This window comes from Erwinia sp. (assembly GCF_049696395.1).
Lineage (GTDB): Bacteria > Pseudomonadota > Gammaproteobacteria > Enterobacterales > Enterobacteriaceae > Erwinia.
In genome coordinates this window covers 15915-32086 of record NZ_JBAVTT010000135.1, presented here as the reverse complement: position 1 = coordinate 32086, position 16172 = coordinate 15915, and the positions used below count along the sequence as shown (strand labels likewise).

The following is a 16172-nucleotide window of genomic DNA, read 5'->3' as shown; positions in this document are numbered from 1 at the left end:
TTAACGTTCACTGCCGTACAGGCAGCTTAGAAAGTAAAGTCGTCCCATGTTGCGGACGTTGTGCGGTTCACTGCCGTACAGGCAGCTTAGAAATGGCAAATAATCATGTTCCGGTACGTCTTAACGTTCACTGCCGTACAGGCAGCTTAGAAATGACTTTGTTCGGGCTGGTGGCCGCGTGCTACGTTCACTGCCATACAGGCAGCTTAGAAATAACCTGCTTCGCACTGCTGGCGTAGAGATAGGTTCACTGCCGTACAGGCAGCTTAGAAAAAGGAGCTGGCAGATGCCAAAGACGCTAACGAGTTCACTGCCGTACAGGCAGCTTAGAAAGCAAATGTGTCGCGTAAATCTGTGGTGTCAGCGTTCACTGCCGTACAGGCAGCTTATAAATTAAGCTGGTCACGCGTTAATGCCACCCCTTCGTTCACTGCCGTACAGGCAGATTAGAAATTTGAAGCCATGCCACGCGGTGTTTTACCGGCGTTCACTGCCGTATAGGGAGCTTAGAAACTGGACAACACCACGGCGCGCTATCCCGCCAATGTTCACTGCCGTACAGGCAGTTTAGAAATACTGGAACTGGCCCCAGGAAGTAACCGGGGCGTTCACTGCCGTACAGGTTGATAAATACCTAATAAATGTTAACCAATCCGGTTAAGTATGTTAATTCCGGGAATAAGATGGGGCGATTATTATTCTGCCGGGATCACCATGAAAATAGTGATAGTGTTATAGAACTCTCAAAAAACAATAAGGAAAAATTATAATATCTTCTTTCTTTTGGACAAGGGATCGCGCAAAGGAAAGACGTAATGGAATTGTTTAAACCCTCCGATCTGAAAACCATCCTTCACTCAAAACGTAGTAATATTTATTATTTGCAGTACTGCCGGGTGCTGGTTAATGGTGGGCGAGTGGAATATATCACCGAAGAAGGCAAGCAATCTCTTTACTGGAATATCCCGATAGCCAATACCACGGTGATAATGCTGGGCACAGGAACGTCCGTTACCCAGGCTGCGATGCGAGAGTTCGCGCGGGCGGGGGTTTTGGTTGGTTTTTGTGGCGGCGGAGGCACGCCGCTTTATGCGGCAAATGAAGTCGAAACCGCCGTATCCTGGCTGACTTCTCAAAGTGAATATCGTCCTACCGAATACCTGCAGCAATGGGTGAGTTTCTGGTTCAATGAGGAATACCGGCTTCAAGCCGCCAGGTTTTTCCAGCAAACACGCATTATTCAGATTCGCCAGCATTGGCTCAGTGACAGTATCAAAAAAGAAGGTAAATTCCCGTGTCATCCAGAGCGGCTCATCGCGTTGCTGGATCGCTTTGAGCAGGGATTATTAACGTGCCGACATTTACAGGATGTGCTGGCGCAAGAAGCGGTTATGACTAAGGCCCTGTATAAACTCGCGGCACAATCCGTTAATTACGGTGACTTCACGCGAGCAAAACGAGGCGGTGGTGTGGATATGGCTAATCGCTTTCTGGATCACGGAAATTATCTTGCGTATGGACTGGCCGCTGTTGCCTGTTGGGTTATTGGATTACCTCATGGGTTGGCGATATTGCATGGAAAAACCCGCCGTGGAGGGCTGGTTTTTGATGTGGCCGATCTGATTAAAGATGCTCTGATTTTACCCCAAGCCTTTATTGCTGCGATGTTGGGAGAAGATGAGCAGGCGTTTCGTCAGCGCTGTATCAGAGGGCTGCAAAAAGCAGATGCGCTGGATGTGATGATTGAAACGTTGCAATCCACCGCTGAAAGGCTTAGCCAGGTGGGAAGATGAATATCCTGCTGGTTTCACAATGCAATAAGCGGGCACTAACGGAAACTCGGCGCATTCTGGATCAATTTGCCGAGCGAAAAGGCGAAAGAACCTGGCAAACGGCGATTACCCTTGAAGGCTTAAATACCTTACGAAAATTACTGAAAAAAACAGCGCGTCGAAATACCGCCGTTGCCTGCCACTGGATTAAAGCCAGTCATCAAACGGAAGTTTTATGGATTGTGGGAAACCTGCGGCGCTTTAATGCTCAGGGAACTGTACCGACCAATATCACCTGCCGGGATATTCTGAAATCTGAAAGCGAGAATCACTGGCACAGCGGTGAAAGTATTAGTCTGCTGGCCTCTCTGGCGGGTTTATTTCATGACTTCGGTAAAGCCAATCAATTATTCCAGAATGCTCTTCAGGGAACAGGAAAACGTTTTCAACCTTATCGCCATGAATGGGTATCACTCCGATTATTCAGGGCTTGGGTTGGCGACAGAACGGATTTGGCCTGGTTAACGGCACTCAGCAACGTCAGCGAGGCCGATGAACAGCAAATAGGGAAAAACTTACATCAGGATGCCGCTGATCCTTATGAAAACCCATTTATTACATTACCTCCGATAGCGACGACGGTCGCGTGGTTAATCCTTTCCCACCACCGTTTGCCTGTTTACCCTGCAGCGGGTGAACATCATCCAGATCTGGCGCAGATAGAAACCTGGCTGACACAACAACTCACCCCGGAATGGAATGCTATCAATCACCTCAACCCTGACTGGACGGCGGCCGAAAGGGCGAGTGTGTGGCATTTCCCTCACGGTACACCGCTACGCAGTTATCAATGGCGGGCTAAAGCCCAAAAGATTGCGTCACGCGCTCTGAAGCTACCCACGCTTAGCCATTTCTCCCGCCTTGAGCAGCGTTTTACCTGTCATATGGCTCGCCTTGTTCTGATGCTGGCTGACCACCATTATTCCTCCTCTCCTGTTACAAAAGGTTGGCAGGATCCGACTTTTGAGGTTTGGGCCAATACGGATCGCCAGACTGGCCATCCCAAACAAAGGCTGGATGAACACAATATAGGCGTGAGCCAGAATGCATTACTTCTTGGGCGCAGCTTGTCATCATTGCGCCGCTCTTTGCCTGCCATCTCCCGACATAAAGGATTTCGGCAACGAGCAGAGCAAGAGAAATTTCGCTGGCAGGATCGTGCTTACGATCTGGCTTCGGCACTGCGTGAACGTACTCAGCAACAGGGCTTTTTCGGTATAAACATGGCTTCTACCGGATGCGGAAAAACATTCGCGAATGCCCGTATTATGTATGCTCTTGCGGATGAAAAAGGCGGCTGCCGTTTTTCGGTGGCTTTGGGGCTGCGCACCTTAACATTGCAAACAGGTGATGCCTTAAAAGAAAAGCTTGGTTTGCAGAATGATGACCTCGCCGTTCTGATTGGTTCACAGTCGGTTCGGCAACTGCATGACCACGAAACCGGTAAAGGCTCCTCGTCTGCGGATAATGGCAGTGCGTCGGAAGAGGCGTATTTCGCTGAGCATCAATACGTCCGTTATGACGGTTCTCTTGATGATGGCCGCCTGAGCCGTTGGCTGAGCCACACACCTAAACTTCACGGGTTAATCAGTGCGCCGGTGCTGGTGAGCACCATTGATCATCTTATTGGGGCAACAGAAGGCGTGCGCGGTGGTAAGCAAATTGCGCCAATCTTACGGCTGATGACCTCCGATTTGGTCCTGGATGAGCCTGATGATTTTGACCTCAACGATCTGCCCGCTTTATGCCGCCTGGTTAACTGGGCTGGGATGCTCGGTTCACGCGTTCTGCTCTCTTCCGCGACGTTGCCTCCGGCTTTGGTTCAGGCTTTATTCAGCGCTTATCGTGCCGGTCGTGCCGACTATCAACAGGCCTGCGGTGAGCCGGAACGCCCGGTAAATATCTGCTGTGCCTGGTTTGATGAATATCACACCGCGCAGCAAGATAGTGCGGTCATTAAAGATTTCAGACTGAAGCATGATGATTTTGTCGAAAGACGGGTACAGAAATTAAAAGGTTCAGAAGCGCTGCGCAAGGCGCTGGTGATCCCCATCAGTTCATCTGGCTCTGGCGTAAAAGATGTATTGGATAGCATGGCCGCTGTGTTGCTGTCTTCAATGCACACTTTGCACGCTGAACATCATCAACGGCATGAATCGGGTAAGACGGTTTCTCTTGGGCTGATTCGCATGGCAAATATCGATCCGCTGGTTGCGGTTGCCAGACGTTTGATGCAAACCGCATCACCGGCGGATAAACGTATTCATTATTGCGTCTATCACAGCCAGCATCCTTTGGTAATGCGTTCCCGCATCGAGCAACGGCTAGATGAAACGCTCACCCGCTACGATACCAGTGCCCTCTGGCAGGTTCCTGAAATCAGCCGTATTTTTAGCTTGCCCGAAACGCACCATTTGTTTGTGGTGCTGGCAACGTCCGTAGCCGAGGTTGGCCGCGATCATGATTACGACTGGGCTATTGCTGAACCCAGCTCGATGCGTTCTTTAATCCAGTTAGCTGGCCGGGTTCAGCGACATCGTCAGCAAAAGAGCCTCACGCCTAATATTCATATCCTGCAAAAAAACCGCAGAGCATTACAGCAATCTGAGTTGGCCTATTGTCGGCCGGGTTTTGAATCCGCGCGTTTTAAACTTCTTAGCCATGATCTAAACGCTATTCTGCTGCCCTCTCAATATCAGGTAATTAATGCCATTCCCCGGGTACAGGAGAGAGCAGAAAAGGACGCTCAAAGGAATCTGGTCGATCTGGAGCACGTTGCCTTACGTGCAAAATTGCAGGGGCTGAAAAATAGCCGTGAATATTATGCCGCACAGTGGTGGCTTGAACAGGGAACCTGGTGTGGTGAACAACAACGTATAACTCCTTTTCGTCAGTCTTCTCCTGATGAATTGCATTACCTGTGGATTGAAGATGAGACCGACCTGGCAATATTTAAATTTCCAGATGCTGAACCAGGCAAGTGGAAACCCAGCTCAGGTTTTAAGGCCTGCGACATCCCTGTGGCGAGTGGTGTTAGCGCCTGGACTGATGCTGATTATCAGCAGGTTTATCAGCAACTGGCTGAAGCGTTGAATATGGAGCTTTGGGAGGTGAGTCAGAAGTTTGGTGAAATCAGTTTGCGTAAAACAGAGGACGGAATATGGCATTACCATCCGTTGTTGGGGGTGTTTTCTGAAATTGAGTGAATGTGCCGTGGGGAGATTACAGAAAGTGCTTTATCAGAAATATTGTTAACGGATTATATCTAAAGATTAAGGAGTCGATCGTGCCAAATAAAGAGTTCGCTTTATTCGTCACCTCTTATATCAAAGCCCGTGGACAGCTTAAACTGGAAGCCTTTGATAAGGATGCGGAAAAGAAGCTGGTAGCTTTAACAGAAAGTCAGCAAATCCTGGACGCCCAACAGGAAATTGCACAACAACGTCTTGAGCTGGAGCAGCGCTATGAAGCACGTGCCTGGCTGACGGATGCGGCAAACCGGGCAGGACAGATAAGCCTGGTCACTCATGCCCTGAAATTTACCCACAGTGATGCGAAAGGAAGCAGCCTGTTTGATTTATCTTCTGATGTCAGCGATCCGGCTTACCTCTCCACCGCAACATTACATAAACCTGCTATTGATGCGGTAGGGAATGCTGCCGTGCTGGATGTGGCAAAGTTGTTGCAGAGCGAATACCAGGGCGTAACGTTAATTGAATGCCTGAATCGTGATGACCATTCCCCTCTGACTGGGTTAGCGGAATCCCCCCAGCAGCTGGAACAGTGGGTGAGTGGTTTCAAACAGGTGCTAACCAATAAACAGCCCAGTTCACATAAGTTAGCCAAACAGCTCTATTTTCCTGTCGCGGATAATGACTACCATCTTATCAGTCCGCTTTTCTCCTCATCTTTAGCACAGGCATTGCAGCAACGGCTGGTCGATTCACGCTTTAGTGATAGTGCTAAAGAGGTCTCTGCAGCCATTAAAGCCGAAAAGTGGCACTCACACCAACGCATCAGCTATCTCAATACCGCTGCACAAAGCATTGGCGGAACCAAGCCGCAGAATATCTCGTATCTTAATAGTGTTCGCGGCGGCCGTAACTGGCTGCTTCCCTGTGCTGCCCCGATATGGCAAAACCTGCCTACACCACCAACAAAACATCTGTCTATTTTTAATCGGTACAGCCTGTTCAGCCAGATGGCGCGCCCTGTCGTCTGGCAGCTGCGGGAATTTCTGCTCAGCGTCAGAGAGTCAGAAAATAACAGTGAAATCCGCCAGCGGCGTCTGGCTTATAGCGATGAGATTATCGATATCCTCTTCAACTTCGTGGCTGGGGTGCAGAATCTGGATGTGCACAAAGGCTGGAGCGCTGGCGAAGATTGCCTGCTAAAGCGCTCGCAGCAGTTATGGCTTGATCCTGCACGGGCGAAAGAGGATCAAACGTTCAACGCTGAACGCGAAGCCGGTGACTGGAAGAAGGAAGTTGCGTTTGATTTTGGCGCTTGGCTCAACCGACAGTTGCAGCATGAAAAATTGAAAATGGGGGACGTGGAAAGGCGGGAAGGGTCAACGGCCAAATTGTTCAGGCAAAGGTTGCGTGAATTTGAGCAGGCGTTGAAGGAGGAAGGGTTATGAGTACGCTTATTATTCTGAAGCATCTGCGGGTTGAGAACGCCAATGCGATTGCCGGGCTGACTTATGGTTTCCCGTCCATTACTCATTTCCTCGGTTACACCCACGCGCTTTCAAGAAAACTGCAAACCAGTCATGGCCTGAAGCTGGAAAATTGTGGCGTGATTTGCCATCAGCAACAGCTGCATGCCCACTCATCCGGTCGGGATCATGTCTTTTCACTGACCCGCAATCCATTAACAAAAGAGGCGAAAACAGCGGCATTTAATGAAGAGGGGCGTATGCATATGACGGTCTCTTTATTGATTGAATGTGATCGCGTCATTGTTAATGGTCGGGAAGGTGCAAGGGCGTTGGAAGAGCACCTTGAAACCCTTTGTGTCAGCAATCGTCTGGCTGGCGGAACGATCATCAGCCTGGGTGAAGTCCGGGTAGTTGCTTATCCTGAAGAACAAAAATCACTGCGCAGCTTGATGTGTCGTCTGTTACCGGGCTTTGCATTAATGGATCGTTCTGATTATCTCACTCAACATTATCAGTCCTTAAAGCAGCAAAATCCTCAGGTCGAGATGATTGATGCCTGGCTGGATTTTTCTGCATTAAAAATGTCGGCTTCTGTCTCTGATGACGTAGCCAACCCGTCATCCGAAACCCCGGCACAATGGTGCTATTTACCGAAGCCCCAGCCGGGATATCTGGTGCCCCTTCATGTTGGTTATAAAGCCATATCTCCGCTGTTTCCTGCTGGTGAAGTCGGCAACACTCGCGATCCTGGCGTGCCTTTTTGCTTCGCTGAAGCTATTTACGGCATTGGTGAATGGCGCAGCTTACATCGCATCACCAGTCTGGAAACTCTGTTGTGGCGCACCGACTTTCAGGAGGGGTTCTATCATTGCCGGGGCACCGCATCAGCACCAAACGACGATTACGAATTCAATGAAGAAGACTAACTTAAAGGAATAAAAAAATGGCTAAATCAGCAATTAAAACCGCGTCCGTACTGGCTTTCGAGCGTAAGTTATCCAATTCTGACGCGATAATGTATGCGGGTAACTGGGAGCAAAAAGAGGGCTGGCATCCGATTGAGATTAAAGAAAAAGCCGTTCGTGGGACGATTTCCAATCGTCTTAAAAATGCCTTAGTCAGCGATCCGGCAAAGCTGGACAGCGAAATTCAGAAAGCGAACATCCAGCGTGTCGATGTTGCTGCTCTTCCCTTTGATGCTGATACGCTGAAAGTCAGCTTCACCTTGCGGGTGTTGGGTAATTTGGCTGTGCCTTCAGTCTGCAACGATCAGGAATATCAGTCGGAACTCGCCAGCGTGATTCACAGCTACATCGAAGAGCATGGATTTAGCGTGCTGGCCTCGCGTTATGCGGAAAACCTGGCTAATGCTCGTTTTCTTTGGCGCAACCGTTTAGGTGTTGATGATATCCGCGTGAGCGTGTCGTCTAAAACCAAAAGCTGGGAATTCAATAGTGGCGAGCTAAGCCTGAAAGAATTTAGCCAGCCTCAGGGCGACCTGGCCGAACTGGCACAGCAAATTGAGCAAGGGTTGTCAGGAAATAACTTCAGCTTTTTCAGTATTGATGCTTACGTTCGTTTGGGGAAAGGGCAGGAGATTTTTCCTTCTCAGGAACTGATTTTGGACAGCAACAGTAAGAAAAGCAAAGTGCTGTATCAGGTTGGTGACTGCGCCGCTTTGCATTCACAAAAAGTGGGCAATGCGTTGCGCACCATCGATACCTGGTATCCACAGGCGGCTGAGTTGGCGTTGGGGCCAATCGCGGTCGAGCCTTATGGTTCGGTGACCAGCCGGGGTAAAGCTTACCGTCAGCCTAAACAGAAAATGGATTTCTATACCTTATTGGATAACTGGGTAACCAAAGGCGTAAAACCTGAGCCTGATCAGCAGCATTACGTGATGGCGACGCTGATCCGCGGTGGGGTATTTGGCGAGAAGGGTGAATAGGGGCTTTGTATGGATCACTATATTGAAATCCGGCTTCTTCCCGATCCTGAGTTTAGCGCGACGATCCTGATGGAGGCGCTGTTCGCCAAACTGCATCGGGCGTTAGGCAGCACGGCACAAGGAGCTATTGGCGTCAGTTTCCCTGTGGCAGGAAAGACGCTGGGGGATCGCCTGAGACTGCATGGTACTTATGCCGCGCTAAGCAAACTGGATGCATTGTCCTGGCGAAAAGGGCTGCGAGATAACACTGATGACAGCGGTATTTTGCCTGTGCCTCAAACGACTCAGTTTCGTACCGTTCGGCGTGTGCAGTTAAAAAGCAGTGCTGAAAGGCTCCGCCGTCGTTCGGTGAGAAAAGGCTGGTTGAGTGAAGAGGAGGCGATATTGCGTATTCCTGACGCCAGGGAAAAACGGTCATCCCTGCCATTTATTCGACTCAGAAGCTCTTCTAGCAACCAACACTTTTTACTGTTTATCGAACAGGGGAAGATTGTTGCACAGGCGGTTCCAGGTGAATTCAGTGTGTATGGTCTGAGCAATCTTGCGACGGTTCCCTGGTTTTAAACCCTAATTTTTCAGCGAATCCTAACCCATTGATTTTAAGCGTTAGGATTCAGCTGGTAAAAAATAGGGGGTAAAGGAATAAATGTATTTTTTTATCTTTTATAACAGTCGGTTATTGATTGTTTTCAACAGTTCACTGCCGTACAGGCAGCTTAGAAATGAAAGACGATAAAGGTGAATCGCTGACAACCGTTCCGCTGGAGTTACCAAAGAAAGCGTTTGAATCTTATCACTACGCAAAAAACTGCTGATGAAAAAACGTCTGATCCAGGCAGCATACTGGCTGACTGTCTCGACGTTCCAATTCACCGCGAAAAAATTGCGGAGTAAAGCAGCCGGTTAAAGGGCTGACAAGGCCAGTTTTAGATCCTCAATTAAGTCATCTTTGTTCTCGATGCCAATCGAGACGCGGACGGTCGCTTCGCTGATGCCGATCCTTGCACGAACATCCGATGGCACGCCGGAATGTGTGGTGCTGGCGGGATGGCTGGCAAGCGACTCTGTACCGCCCAGACTGACTGCCAGCTTAAAGAGCTGCAAGCTGTTCAGCAATTTAAACGCGGCGGGCTGACCGCCTGCCACATCGAATGAGAATGTCGATCCTGCGCCGCTGCATTGCTTACTGAACGTCCTGCCCGCCGGTGAATCAGGCTCAAGAAATGACAGCGAGTGCAGCTTCGCTATCTTCTCGTGTCCGCGAAGGAAGTCAGCAACGGCCACCGCGTTGTCATTAGCCCGCTCCATTCTTAACGCCAGCGTTTCCAGCGAACGGCCAATCATCCAGCTTGAATGGGGATCCAGCTGGGTGCCAATCGCGCTGCGCAGGGCTTTAATCTGCCTCACCAGGGTTTTGCTGCCCATCACGGCACCGGCAATCAAATCCGAATGTCCGCCAACATATTTGGTCAGCGAATACAGCGACAAATCTGCTCCGTGTTCGATTGGCCGTTGGAACACCGGGCCCAATAAGGTGTTATCGCAGGCGATGACAGGGCGATGCTTTTGCTGCTGCTCAATCACCTCTGCCACCCGCTTAATCAACGCAATGTCGACCAGGCTGTTGGTTGGGTTGGCCGGTGATTCAATCAGGATCACCGAAACGCGGCCCAGCTTCATCGCCTCTTCAGCGGCAGCCTGCACAACCGCCTCATCTAACCCGTCAGAAAATCCCACTGCCGCAACTTTAAGCTTGCTAAAGGTCTTGCTTAACAGCGTCTCCGTTCCCCCATACAGCGGCTGGGAATGAAGGATCGCGTCGCCAGGCTCAACCAGCGCCAACAGGGTGGTGGAAATAGCAGACATGCCGGAAGAGAACAGGGCAGCGCTCTCGGTGCGTTCATAAATCGCCAGCCGGTCCTCAACAATCTCGCTGTTGGGGTGATTAAAGCGCGAATACACCAGACCGTTTGCGCCGCCTTCCGGGGGCTCTTTACGTCCCGAGACGTAATCAAAAAAATCCCGCCCCTCTTCAGCCGTGTTAAACACAAAGGTGGAGGTCAGAAACACCGGAGGTTTGACCGCGCCTTCAGACAGCGCCGGATCGTAGCCATAGTTAAGCATTTGCGTTTCTGGCTGGAGCTCGCGGTTGCCGATATGGGTCTTTTTAGAATGAGGGGAGGCCATGCAAACTCCTGCCGTTAAGGCATGCTGAAGGGGGATAAAGTCAGCTTACGTTATCATGAGCATGATCGTGCGGATAAATGAATTATCGTTCTATGGTTAGCGTGTTTTTGCTGATTAAATGTTGTTTATTGCCCATTCGGAAGTCTATACGGCTGTTGTGATGTCTTCAGCGGCGTTTGCGCAACAACGGAAAAAAGCCGGCGGAATTGTGATAGACTTCGCTGCTTCCCTTAAGCCATCAAGAACGACATAAGTTATGAAACATACCGTAGAAGTGATGATCTCCGAAGACGAGATCGCTAAACGCATTGCTGAGCTGGGCCAGCAGATTACTGAGCAGTACAAAGACAGCGGCAGCGACATGGTGCTGGTTGGCCTGCTGCGCGGCTCCTTTATGTTTATGGCAGACTTGTGCCGTAAAATTGAGGTGGGGCATGAAGTCGACTTTATGACGGCTTCCAGCTATGGCAGCGGCATGTCCAGTACGCGTGATGTGCGCATCCTGAAAGATCTGGATGAAGATATTCGCGGTAAAGATGTGCTGATCGTTGAAGACATCATCGACTCCGGCAATACGCTGAGCAAAGTGCGTGAGATCCTCAGCCTGCGTCAGCCTAAATCTCTGGCCATTTGTACGCTGCTGGATAAGCCCGATCGCCGTGAAGTGGACGTGCCGGTAGACTACGTCGGCTTCACTATTCCGGACGAATTTGTGGTGGGATACGGTATTGATTATGCCCAGCGTTATCGCCATCTGCCGTACGTCGGCAAAGTTGTGATGCTGGAAGAGTAATTACGCCGGCAAGGTTACAGCACAAACGACTAAGGCCGGTTTTTCCGGCCTGATATATGATTCGAACCCGTTAATCCGGGCTTTGCACGTCGTTAAGCAGGTTGGCAATACCGTGTCGGTAGCGCTGCTCAAGGATTTCACGGTTAGTGGCAGCCACTTCCAGGTCGCGCAGATAGCCGTCCTGAATACCGTAAACCCAGCCGTGGATGGTGACCTTTTGGCCCCGTTTCCAGGCAGACTGCATGACCGTGGAGTGACCCAGGTTATACACCTGTTCAATCACGTTGATTTCACACAGTTTGTCGAAGCGTTTTTCCGGCGGCAGTTCACCCAGTAACGAGCTATGCTTGTACCACAAATCACGGATATGCAGCAGCCAGTTGTTGATCAGACCCAGTTCTGGATTCTCAACCGCAGCCTGAACACCGCCGCAGCCGTAGTGACCGCAGATGATGATGTGTTCCACTTCTAACACTTCAACGGCGTACTGCACCACGGACAGACAGTTCAAATCTGTGTGAATGACCAGGTTGGCCACGTTGCGGTGAACGAACAGTTCGCCAGGCTCCAGGCCGGTCAGACGCTCGGCAGGAACACGGCTGTCAGAGCAGCCAATCCACAGGAAGCGAGGCTTTTGCGCCAGTGAGAGACGCTCGAAGAAACCAGGATCTTCTTCTTTGAGCAGCTTCGACCACTCACGGTTGTTGCTGATAAGGGTATCAATATCTTTCATGTTAGTGTCGACCAATACTCGAAATGCGTTGCGATAATATAGGCCAACGCGGCGTAATTTAAAACGGCAAACAAGAAAACCACACAAAACAGGGCACTCTTTTACCTATGACTTATGCACTGGAACTTGAAAAACTGACCAAAACCTATGCAGGCGGCGTTCAGGCCCTCAAGGGAATTGATCTCAATGTAGAAGCCGGTGACTTCTATGCGCTGCTGGGTCCGAACGGGGCCGGCAAGTCCACTACCATTGGCATTATCAGCTCGCTGGTTAACAAAACGGCCGGTAAAGTGCGCGTCTTTGGCTATGACCTGCAAAAGGATGTGGTCAATGCCAAACGCCAGCTTGGCCTGGTGCCGCAGGAGTTCAACTTCAACCAGTTTGAGACCGTGATGCAAATCGTGGTCAGTCAGGCTGGCTTATACGGCGTTGAGAAGCCTGAGGCCCTGAAACGTGCTGAAAAATACCTGAAGCAGCTCGATCTGTGGGAAAAACGCAACGAACGTGCGCGGATGCTTTCCGGCGGTATGAAACGCCGACTGATGATTGCCCGCGCCTTGATGCACGAACCCAAACTGCTGATCCTGGATGAACCTACCGCGGGCGTCGACATTGAGCTGCGTCGGTCGATGTGGACTTTCCTGCAGGATTTGAATGCCAAAGGCACCACCATCATCCTGACCACGCACTATCTGGAAGAAGCTGAAATGCTGTGCCGCAATATCGGCATCATTCAGCGCGGTGAGCTGGTGGAAAACACCTCAATGAAAGGGCTGCTGTCGAAGCTGAAATCCGAAACCTTTATCCTCGATCTGGCGCCGAAAAGTCCGCTGCCACAGTTGGAAGGTTTCCAGTATCGCCTGACTGACACCTCCACGCTGGAAGTGGAAGTGCTGCGCGAGCAGGGACTGAACAGCGTGTTCAGCCAGCTCAGCCATCAGGGCGTGCAGGTTTTAAGTATGCGCAACAAGGCTAACCGTCTTGAGGAGCTGTTTGTCGACCTGGTCAACGGTCGCAAAGGAGAGAAAGCATGACACATCTTTATTGGGTCGCCCTGAAGAGCATCTGGGGCAAAGAAGTTAACCGTTTTGCCCGCATCTGGATCCAGACGCTGGTGCCGCCAGTGATCACCATGACGCTGTACTTCATCATCTTCGGTAACTTAATCGGTTCCCGTATTGGTGAGATGCACGGCTTCAGCTATATGCAGTTTATCGTGCCGGGCCTGATCATGATGGCGGTGATCACTAACGCCTACGCCAACGTGGCTTCGTCGTTCTTCAGCGCCAAATTCCAGCGCAATATTGAAGAACTGTTAGTGGCCCCGGTTCCTACTCATGTGATCATCGCCGGCTATGTCGGTGGCGGTGTAGCGCGTGGGATCTGTGTGGGCGTGCTGGTGACGGCAATCTCACTGTTCTTCGTTCCGTTTCAGGTTCACTCCTGGCTGATGGTGGCGGTAACGCTGCTGCTGACCGCGATCCTGTTCTCGCTGGCTGGCCTGCTTAACGCGGTATTTGCCCGTACGTTCGACGATATCAGCCTGATCCCGACCTTCGTGCTGACGCCGCTGACCTATCTGGGTGGCGTGTTCTACTCCCTGACATTACTGCCTCCGGTCTGGCAGATGGTGTCCAAACTGAACCCGATCGTCTACATGATCAGCGGCTTCCGTTTCGGCTTCCTGGGGATTTCTGACGTACCGGTAGTGTTCACTTTAGGGGTGCTGCTTGCCTTTATCGTTGTGTTCTATCTGCTGGTTTGGGTGCTGATCCAGCGCGGCCGCGGTCTGCGTACCTAATTTTTTCAGGCGGATTGTCATTGTAAAAAAGGGCTGACACAGTGTCGGCCCTTTTTGCGTTCTACAGCGCAGTGATCGATCAGGCAACCTGGACCGGCACGGCTTTCGCCAGGCGCTTCATGACGTTGGCACCCTCAAAATAGGCCACTTTCGGCTGCCACTCGCGGGCCTGCGCATCCGGCATATCGACGTAAGAACAGATAATCAAAATATCTCCTTCACAGGCGCAACGAGCTGCCGCACCGTTAACAGAGATAATTTTTGAGCCGCGCTCAGCCGCGATGGCATAGGTAGAGAAGCGCTGACCGTTAGTCACGTTGTAAATGTCGATCGCTTCGTATTGCAGAATGCCGGAAGCGTCGAGGAAATCCTGATCGATGGCGCAGGAGCCTTCGTAATTCAGATCGGCCTGAGTGACAGTCACCCGGTGAAGCTTGCCCTGCAGCATAGTACGGTTCATAACCTTGTTACCTTTCTCGGAAATCACCTAAACGAACGCCAGTAAGCCCTGAGCGCCACTGACTGTTACTGCGTCAGATCGACCTGTTGATTGTCAATCAGGCGCGCTTTGCCTAACCAGGCCGCCATCAGGATCACCGCTCGCTGGCTGTCTACATTCAGCGGCAGCAGCGTATCGGCATCGCAAATTGCCAGGCCATCGGCCTGTAAGCCTTTTTCTGCCAGGGCTTCTTCCGCCGAGGCAATAATCTCTTCTACGTGCCGTTCACCGTTGGACAGCCGCTCTGCCATGCTGTTCATCACTTTGCTGACCATCGGCGCGATTTTGCGCTCATCAGAGGTCAGGTAGCCATTACGTGAACTGAGCGCCAGACCGTCTTTAGCTCTGACGGTAGGCACGCCGACAATGCTGATGTCGTAACCCATGTCCGCGACCATTTTGCGGATCAGCGCCAGCTGCTGGTAATCCTTCTCACCGAACAGCGCCATATCAGGCTGTACCAGGTTAAACAGTTTGCTGACAATCGTCGACACGCCACGGAAATGGCCTGGACGGCTGGCTCCTTCCAGCAGCGTGGACAAGCCAGGCACATCCACAAAAGTCTGATCGTCCAGCCCTTTTGGATAGACTTCACCAGGGGCAGGAGAGAAGACTAAATCGACCTTACGGCGGTTCAGCTTCTCGCAGTCTTCCTGCAAGGTGCGCGGATAGCGGGCCAGATCGTCAGGACGTTCAAACTGCATCGGATTCACGAAGATCGAGACAACCACAATGTCTGCCTGCTCGCGGGCTTCATCAACCAGTTTCATATGCCCGTCATGCAGGTTTCCCATGGTCGGCACCAGCGCGATACGCTTACCGTCCTGCCGCCAGCGCCGAATTTCGCGGCGGAGCATCGGCAAGGTTTCAATAATCAGCACAGAGCTTCTCCTGTGTTAGTGAAAACTGTGTTCTTCGGCAGGGTAAGTCCCCGCTTCGACTTCAGCAACATACTGCCTGACGGCGGCGCGGATATCGCCGGTCTCCGCGAGGAAGTTTTTAGCAAATTTGGGAATGTGGCCGCCAGTAATGCCGAAGGCATCATGCATCACCAGAATCTGACCATCGGTGACGTTACCAGCGCCAATGCCGATCACCGGGATGGTCAGCGCATCGGTGATGCGTTTTGCCAGCACCACAGGCACACATTCCAGCACCATCATCTGTGCTCCGGCCGCTTCCAGTGCCAGCGCATCCGCTAACAGCGCATCGGCTGCCTCGCTTTCACGGCCCTGAACTTTATAGCCCCCAAAGATATTCACTGACTGTGGCGTAAGACCGAGGTGACCGCAAACCGGCACGGCACGTTCGGTTAACTGCTTCACCGTCTCTGCCAGCCATTTCCCGCCTTCCAGCTTGACCATATTCGCCCCGGCGCGCATGAGTTGCGCCGCGCTGTCAAAGGTTTGCTCAGGCGTGGCGTAGGTCATGAAGGGCAGGTCAGAGAGCAGCAGCGCAGAGGGCGCGCCACGGCGGACGGCCTGAGTGTGGTAGACGATGTCGGCAAGGGTCACCGGCAGCGTTGATTCATGGCCCTGAACCACCATGCCCAGTGAATCGCCCACTAACATCACCTGCAGGCCTTCATTGGCAAACAGACGGGCAAAGCTGAAATCATAGGCAGTGATGGAGGCAAACTTGCGTCCGCTCTTTTTTAACTGGCGAAGGGTAGAGACCGTGGTCGGTTTCATCGCAACCTCTGTAGGCTTGTTCTGGTGG

14 protein-coding genes and 1 CRISPR repeat array are annotated in these 16172 nt (G+C 51.4%); of the genes, 9 read left to right on the top strand and 5 right to left on the bottom strand.

The features are described 5' to 3' along the window. Positions 1-5 precede the first annotated feature (5 nt). A CRISPR array of direct repeats spans positions 6-574; the repeat unit is 28 nt; unit sequence GTTCACTGCCGTACAGGCAGCTTAGAAA. A gap of 241 nt (positions 575-815) precedes the next feature. The 6 genes from cas1f to cas6f all read left to right on the top strand — a co-directional run bounded on the left by cas1f (position 816) and on the right by cas6f (position 9004). After that, a complete protein-coding gene (gene cas1f / locus WCC56_RS16860; RefSeq protein WP_424693487.1) occupies positions 816-1793 on the top strand; it encodes a type I-F CRISPR-associated endonuclease Cas1f in 978 nt (325 codons plus the stop codon). Beyond that, entirely contained in the window at positions 1790-5038 is a 3249-nt protein-coding gene (gene cas3f / locus WCC56_RS16855) for a type I-F CRISPR-associated helicase Cas3f (RefSeq protein WP_424693486.1), read from the top strand. The genes cas1f and cas3f overlap by 4 nt, the downstream gene beginning before the upstream one ends. A gap of 80 nt (positions 5039-5118) precedes the next feature. Beyond that, a complete protein-coding gene (gene csy1, locus WCC56_RS16850) occupies positions 5119-6471 on the top strand; it encodes a type I-F CRISPR-associated protein Csy1 (protein ID WP_424693485.1) in 1353 nt (450 codons plus the stop codon). Next, entirely contained in the window at positions 6468-7418 is a 951-nt protein-coding gene (gene csy2 / locus WCC56_RS16845) for a type I-F CRISPR-associated protein Csy2 (protein WP_424693484.1), read from the top strand. Before csy1 ends, csy2 begins: the two co-directional genes overlap by 4 nt. A gap of 17 nt (positions 7419-7435) precedes the next feature. After that, positions 7436-8440, top strand: a complete 1005-nt coding sequence (gene csy3 / locus WCC56_RS16840; RefSeq protein ID WP_424693483.1) for a type I-F CRISPR-associated protein Csy3 — start codon at positions 7436-7438, stop codon at positions 8438-8440. Between the two features lie 9 nt (positions 8441-8449). Next, positions 8450-9004, top strand: a complete 555-nt coding sequence (cas6f, locus tag WCC56_RS16835; RefSeq protein WP_424693482.1) for a type I-F CRISPR-associated endoribonuclease Cas6/Csy4 — start codon at positions 8450-8452, stop codon at positions 9002-9004. A 339-nt stretch (positions 9005-9343) separates the two neighbouring features. On the opposite strand, the gene WCC56_RS16830 is transcribed toward cas6f, so the two are convergent. Beyond that, a complete protein-coding gene (locus tag WCC56_RS16830; RefSeq protein WP_424693481.1) occupies positions 9344-10627 on the bottom strand; it encodes a cystathionine gamma-synthase family protein in 1284 nt (427 codons plus the stop codon). Between the two features lie 256 nt (positions 10628-10883). On the opposite strand from WCC56_RS16830, the gene hpt reads away from it, so the two are divergent. Next, positions 10884-11420 carry a hypoxanthine phosphoribosyltransferase gene (gene hpt, locus WCC56_RS16825; protein WP_424693480.1) on the top strand — a complete coding sequence of 179 codons (537 nt, stop codon included), beginning with the start codon at positions 10884-10886 and terminating at the stop codon, positions 11418-11420. A 70-nt stretch (positions 11421-11490) separates the two neighbouring features. Here the strand turns inward: hpt and can are convergent, their stop codons facing one another. Beyond that, complete coding sequence (can, locus tag WCC56_RS16820; protein WP_424693479.1) at positions 11491-12153, bottom strand: carbonate dehydratase; 663 nt, start codon at positions 12151-12153, stop codon at positions 11491-11493. A gap of 107 nt (positions 12154-12260) precedes the next feature. On the opposite strand from can, the gene WCC56_RS16815 reads away from it, so the two are divergent. Both WCC56_RS16815 and WCC56_RS16810 read left to right on the top strand, forming a co-directional pair. After that, positions 12261-13187, top strand: a complete 927-nt coding sequence (locus WCC56_RS16815) for an ABC transporter ATP-binding protein (protein WP_424693478.1) — start codon at positions 12261-12263, stop codon at positions 13185-13187. Beyond that, positions 13184-13954: an ABC transporter permease gene (locus WCC56_RS16810; RefSeq protein ID WP_424693477.1), complete on the top strand. Its 771-nt coding sequence runs from the start codon at positions 13184-13186 to the stop codon at positions 13952-13954. Before WCC56_RS16815 ends, WCC56_RS16810 begins: the two co-directional genes overlap by 4 nt. Positions 13955-14033: 79 nt before the next feature. On the opposite strand, the gene panD is transcribed toward WCC56_RS16810, so the two are convergent. The 3 genes from panD to panB all read right to left on the bottom strand — a co-directional run bounded on the left by panD (position 14034) and on the right by panB (position 16144). After that, on the bottom strand, positions 14034-14414 hold the full coding sequence (panD, locus tag WCC56_RS16805; protein WP_424693476.1) for an aspartate 1-decarboxylase: 381 nt from the start codon (positions 14412-14414) through the stop codon (positions 14034-14036). A 65-nt stretch (positions 14415-14479) separates the two neighbouring features. Next, positions 14480-15334: a pantoate--beta-alanine ligase gene (gene panC, locus WCC56_RS16800; protein WP_424693475.1), complete on the bottom strand. Its 855-nt coding sequence runs from the start codon at positions 15332-15334 to the stop codon at positions 14480-14482. Between the two features lie 15 nt (positions 15335-15349). Next, positions 15350-16144: a 3-methyl-2-oxobutanoate hydroxymethyltransferase gene (gene panB / locus WCC56_RS16795; protein WP_424693474.1), complete on the bottom strand. Its 795-nt coding sequence runs from the start codon at positions 16142-16144 to the stop codon at positions 15350-15352. Between the last annotated feature and the right edge of the window lie 28 nt (positions 16145-16172).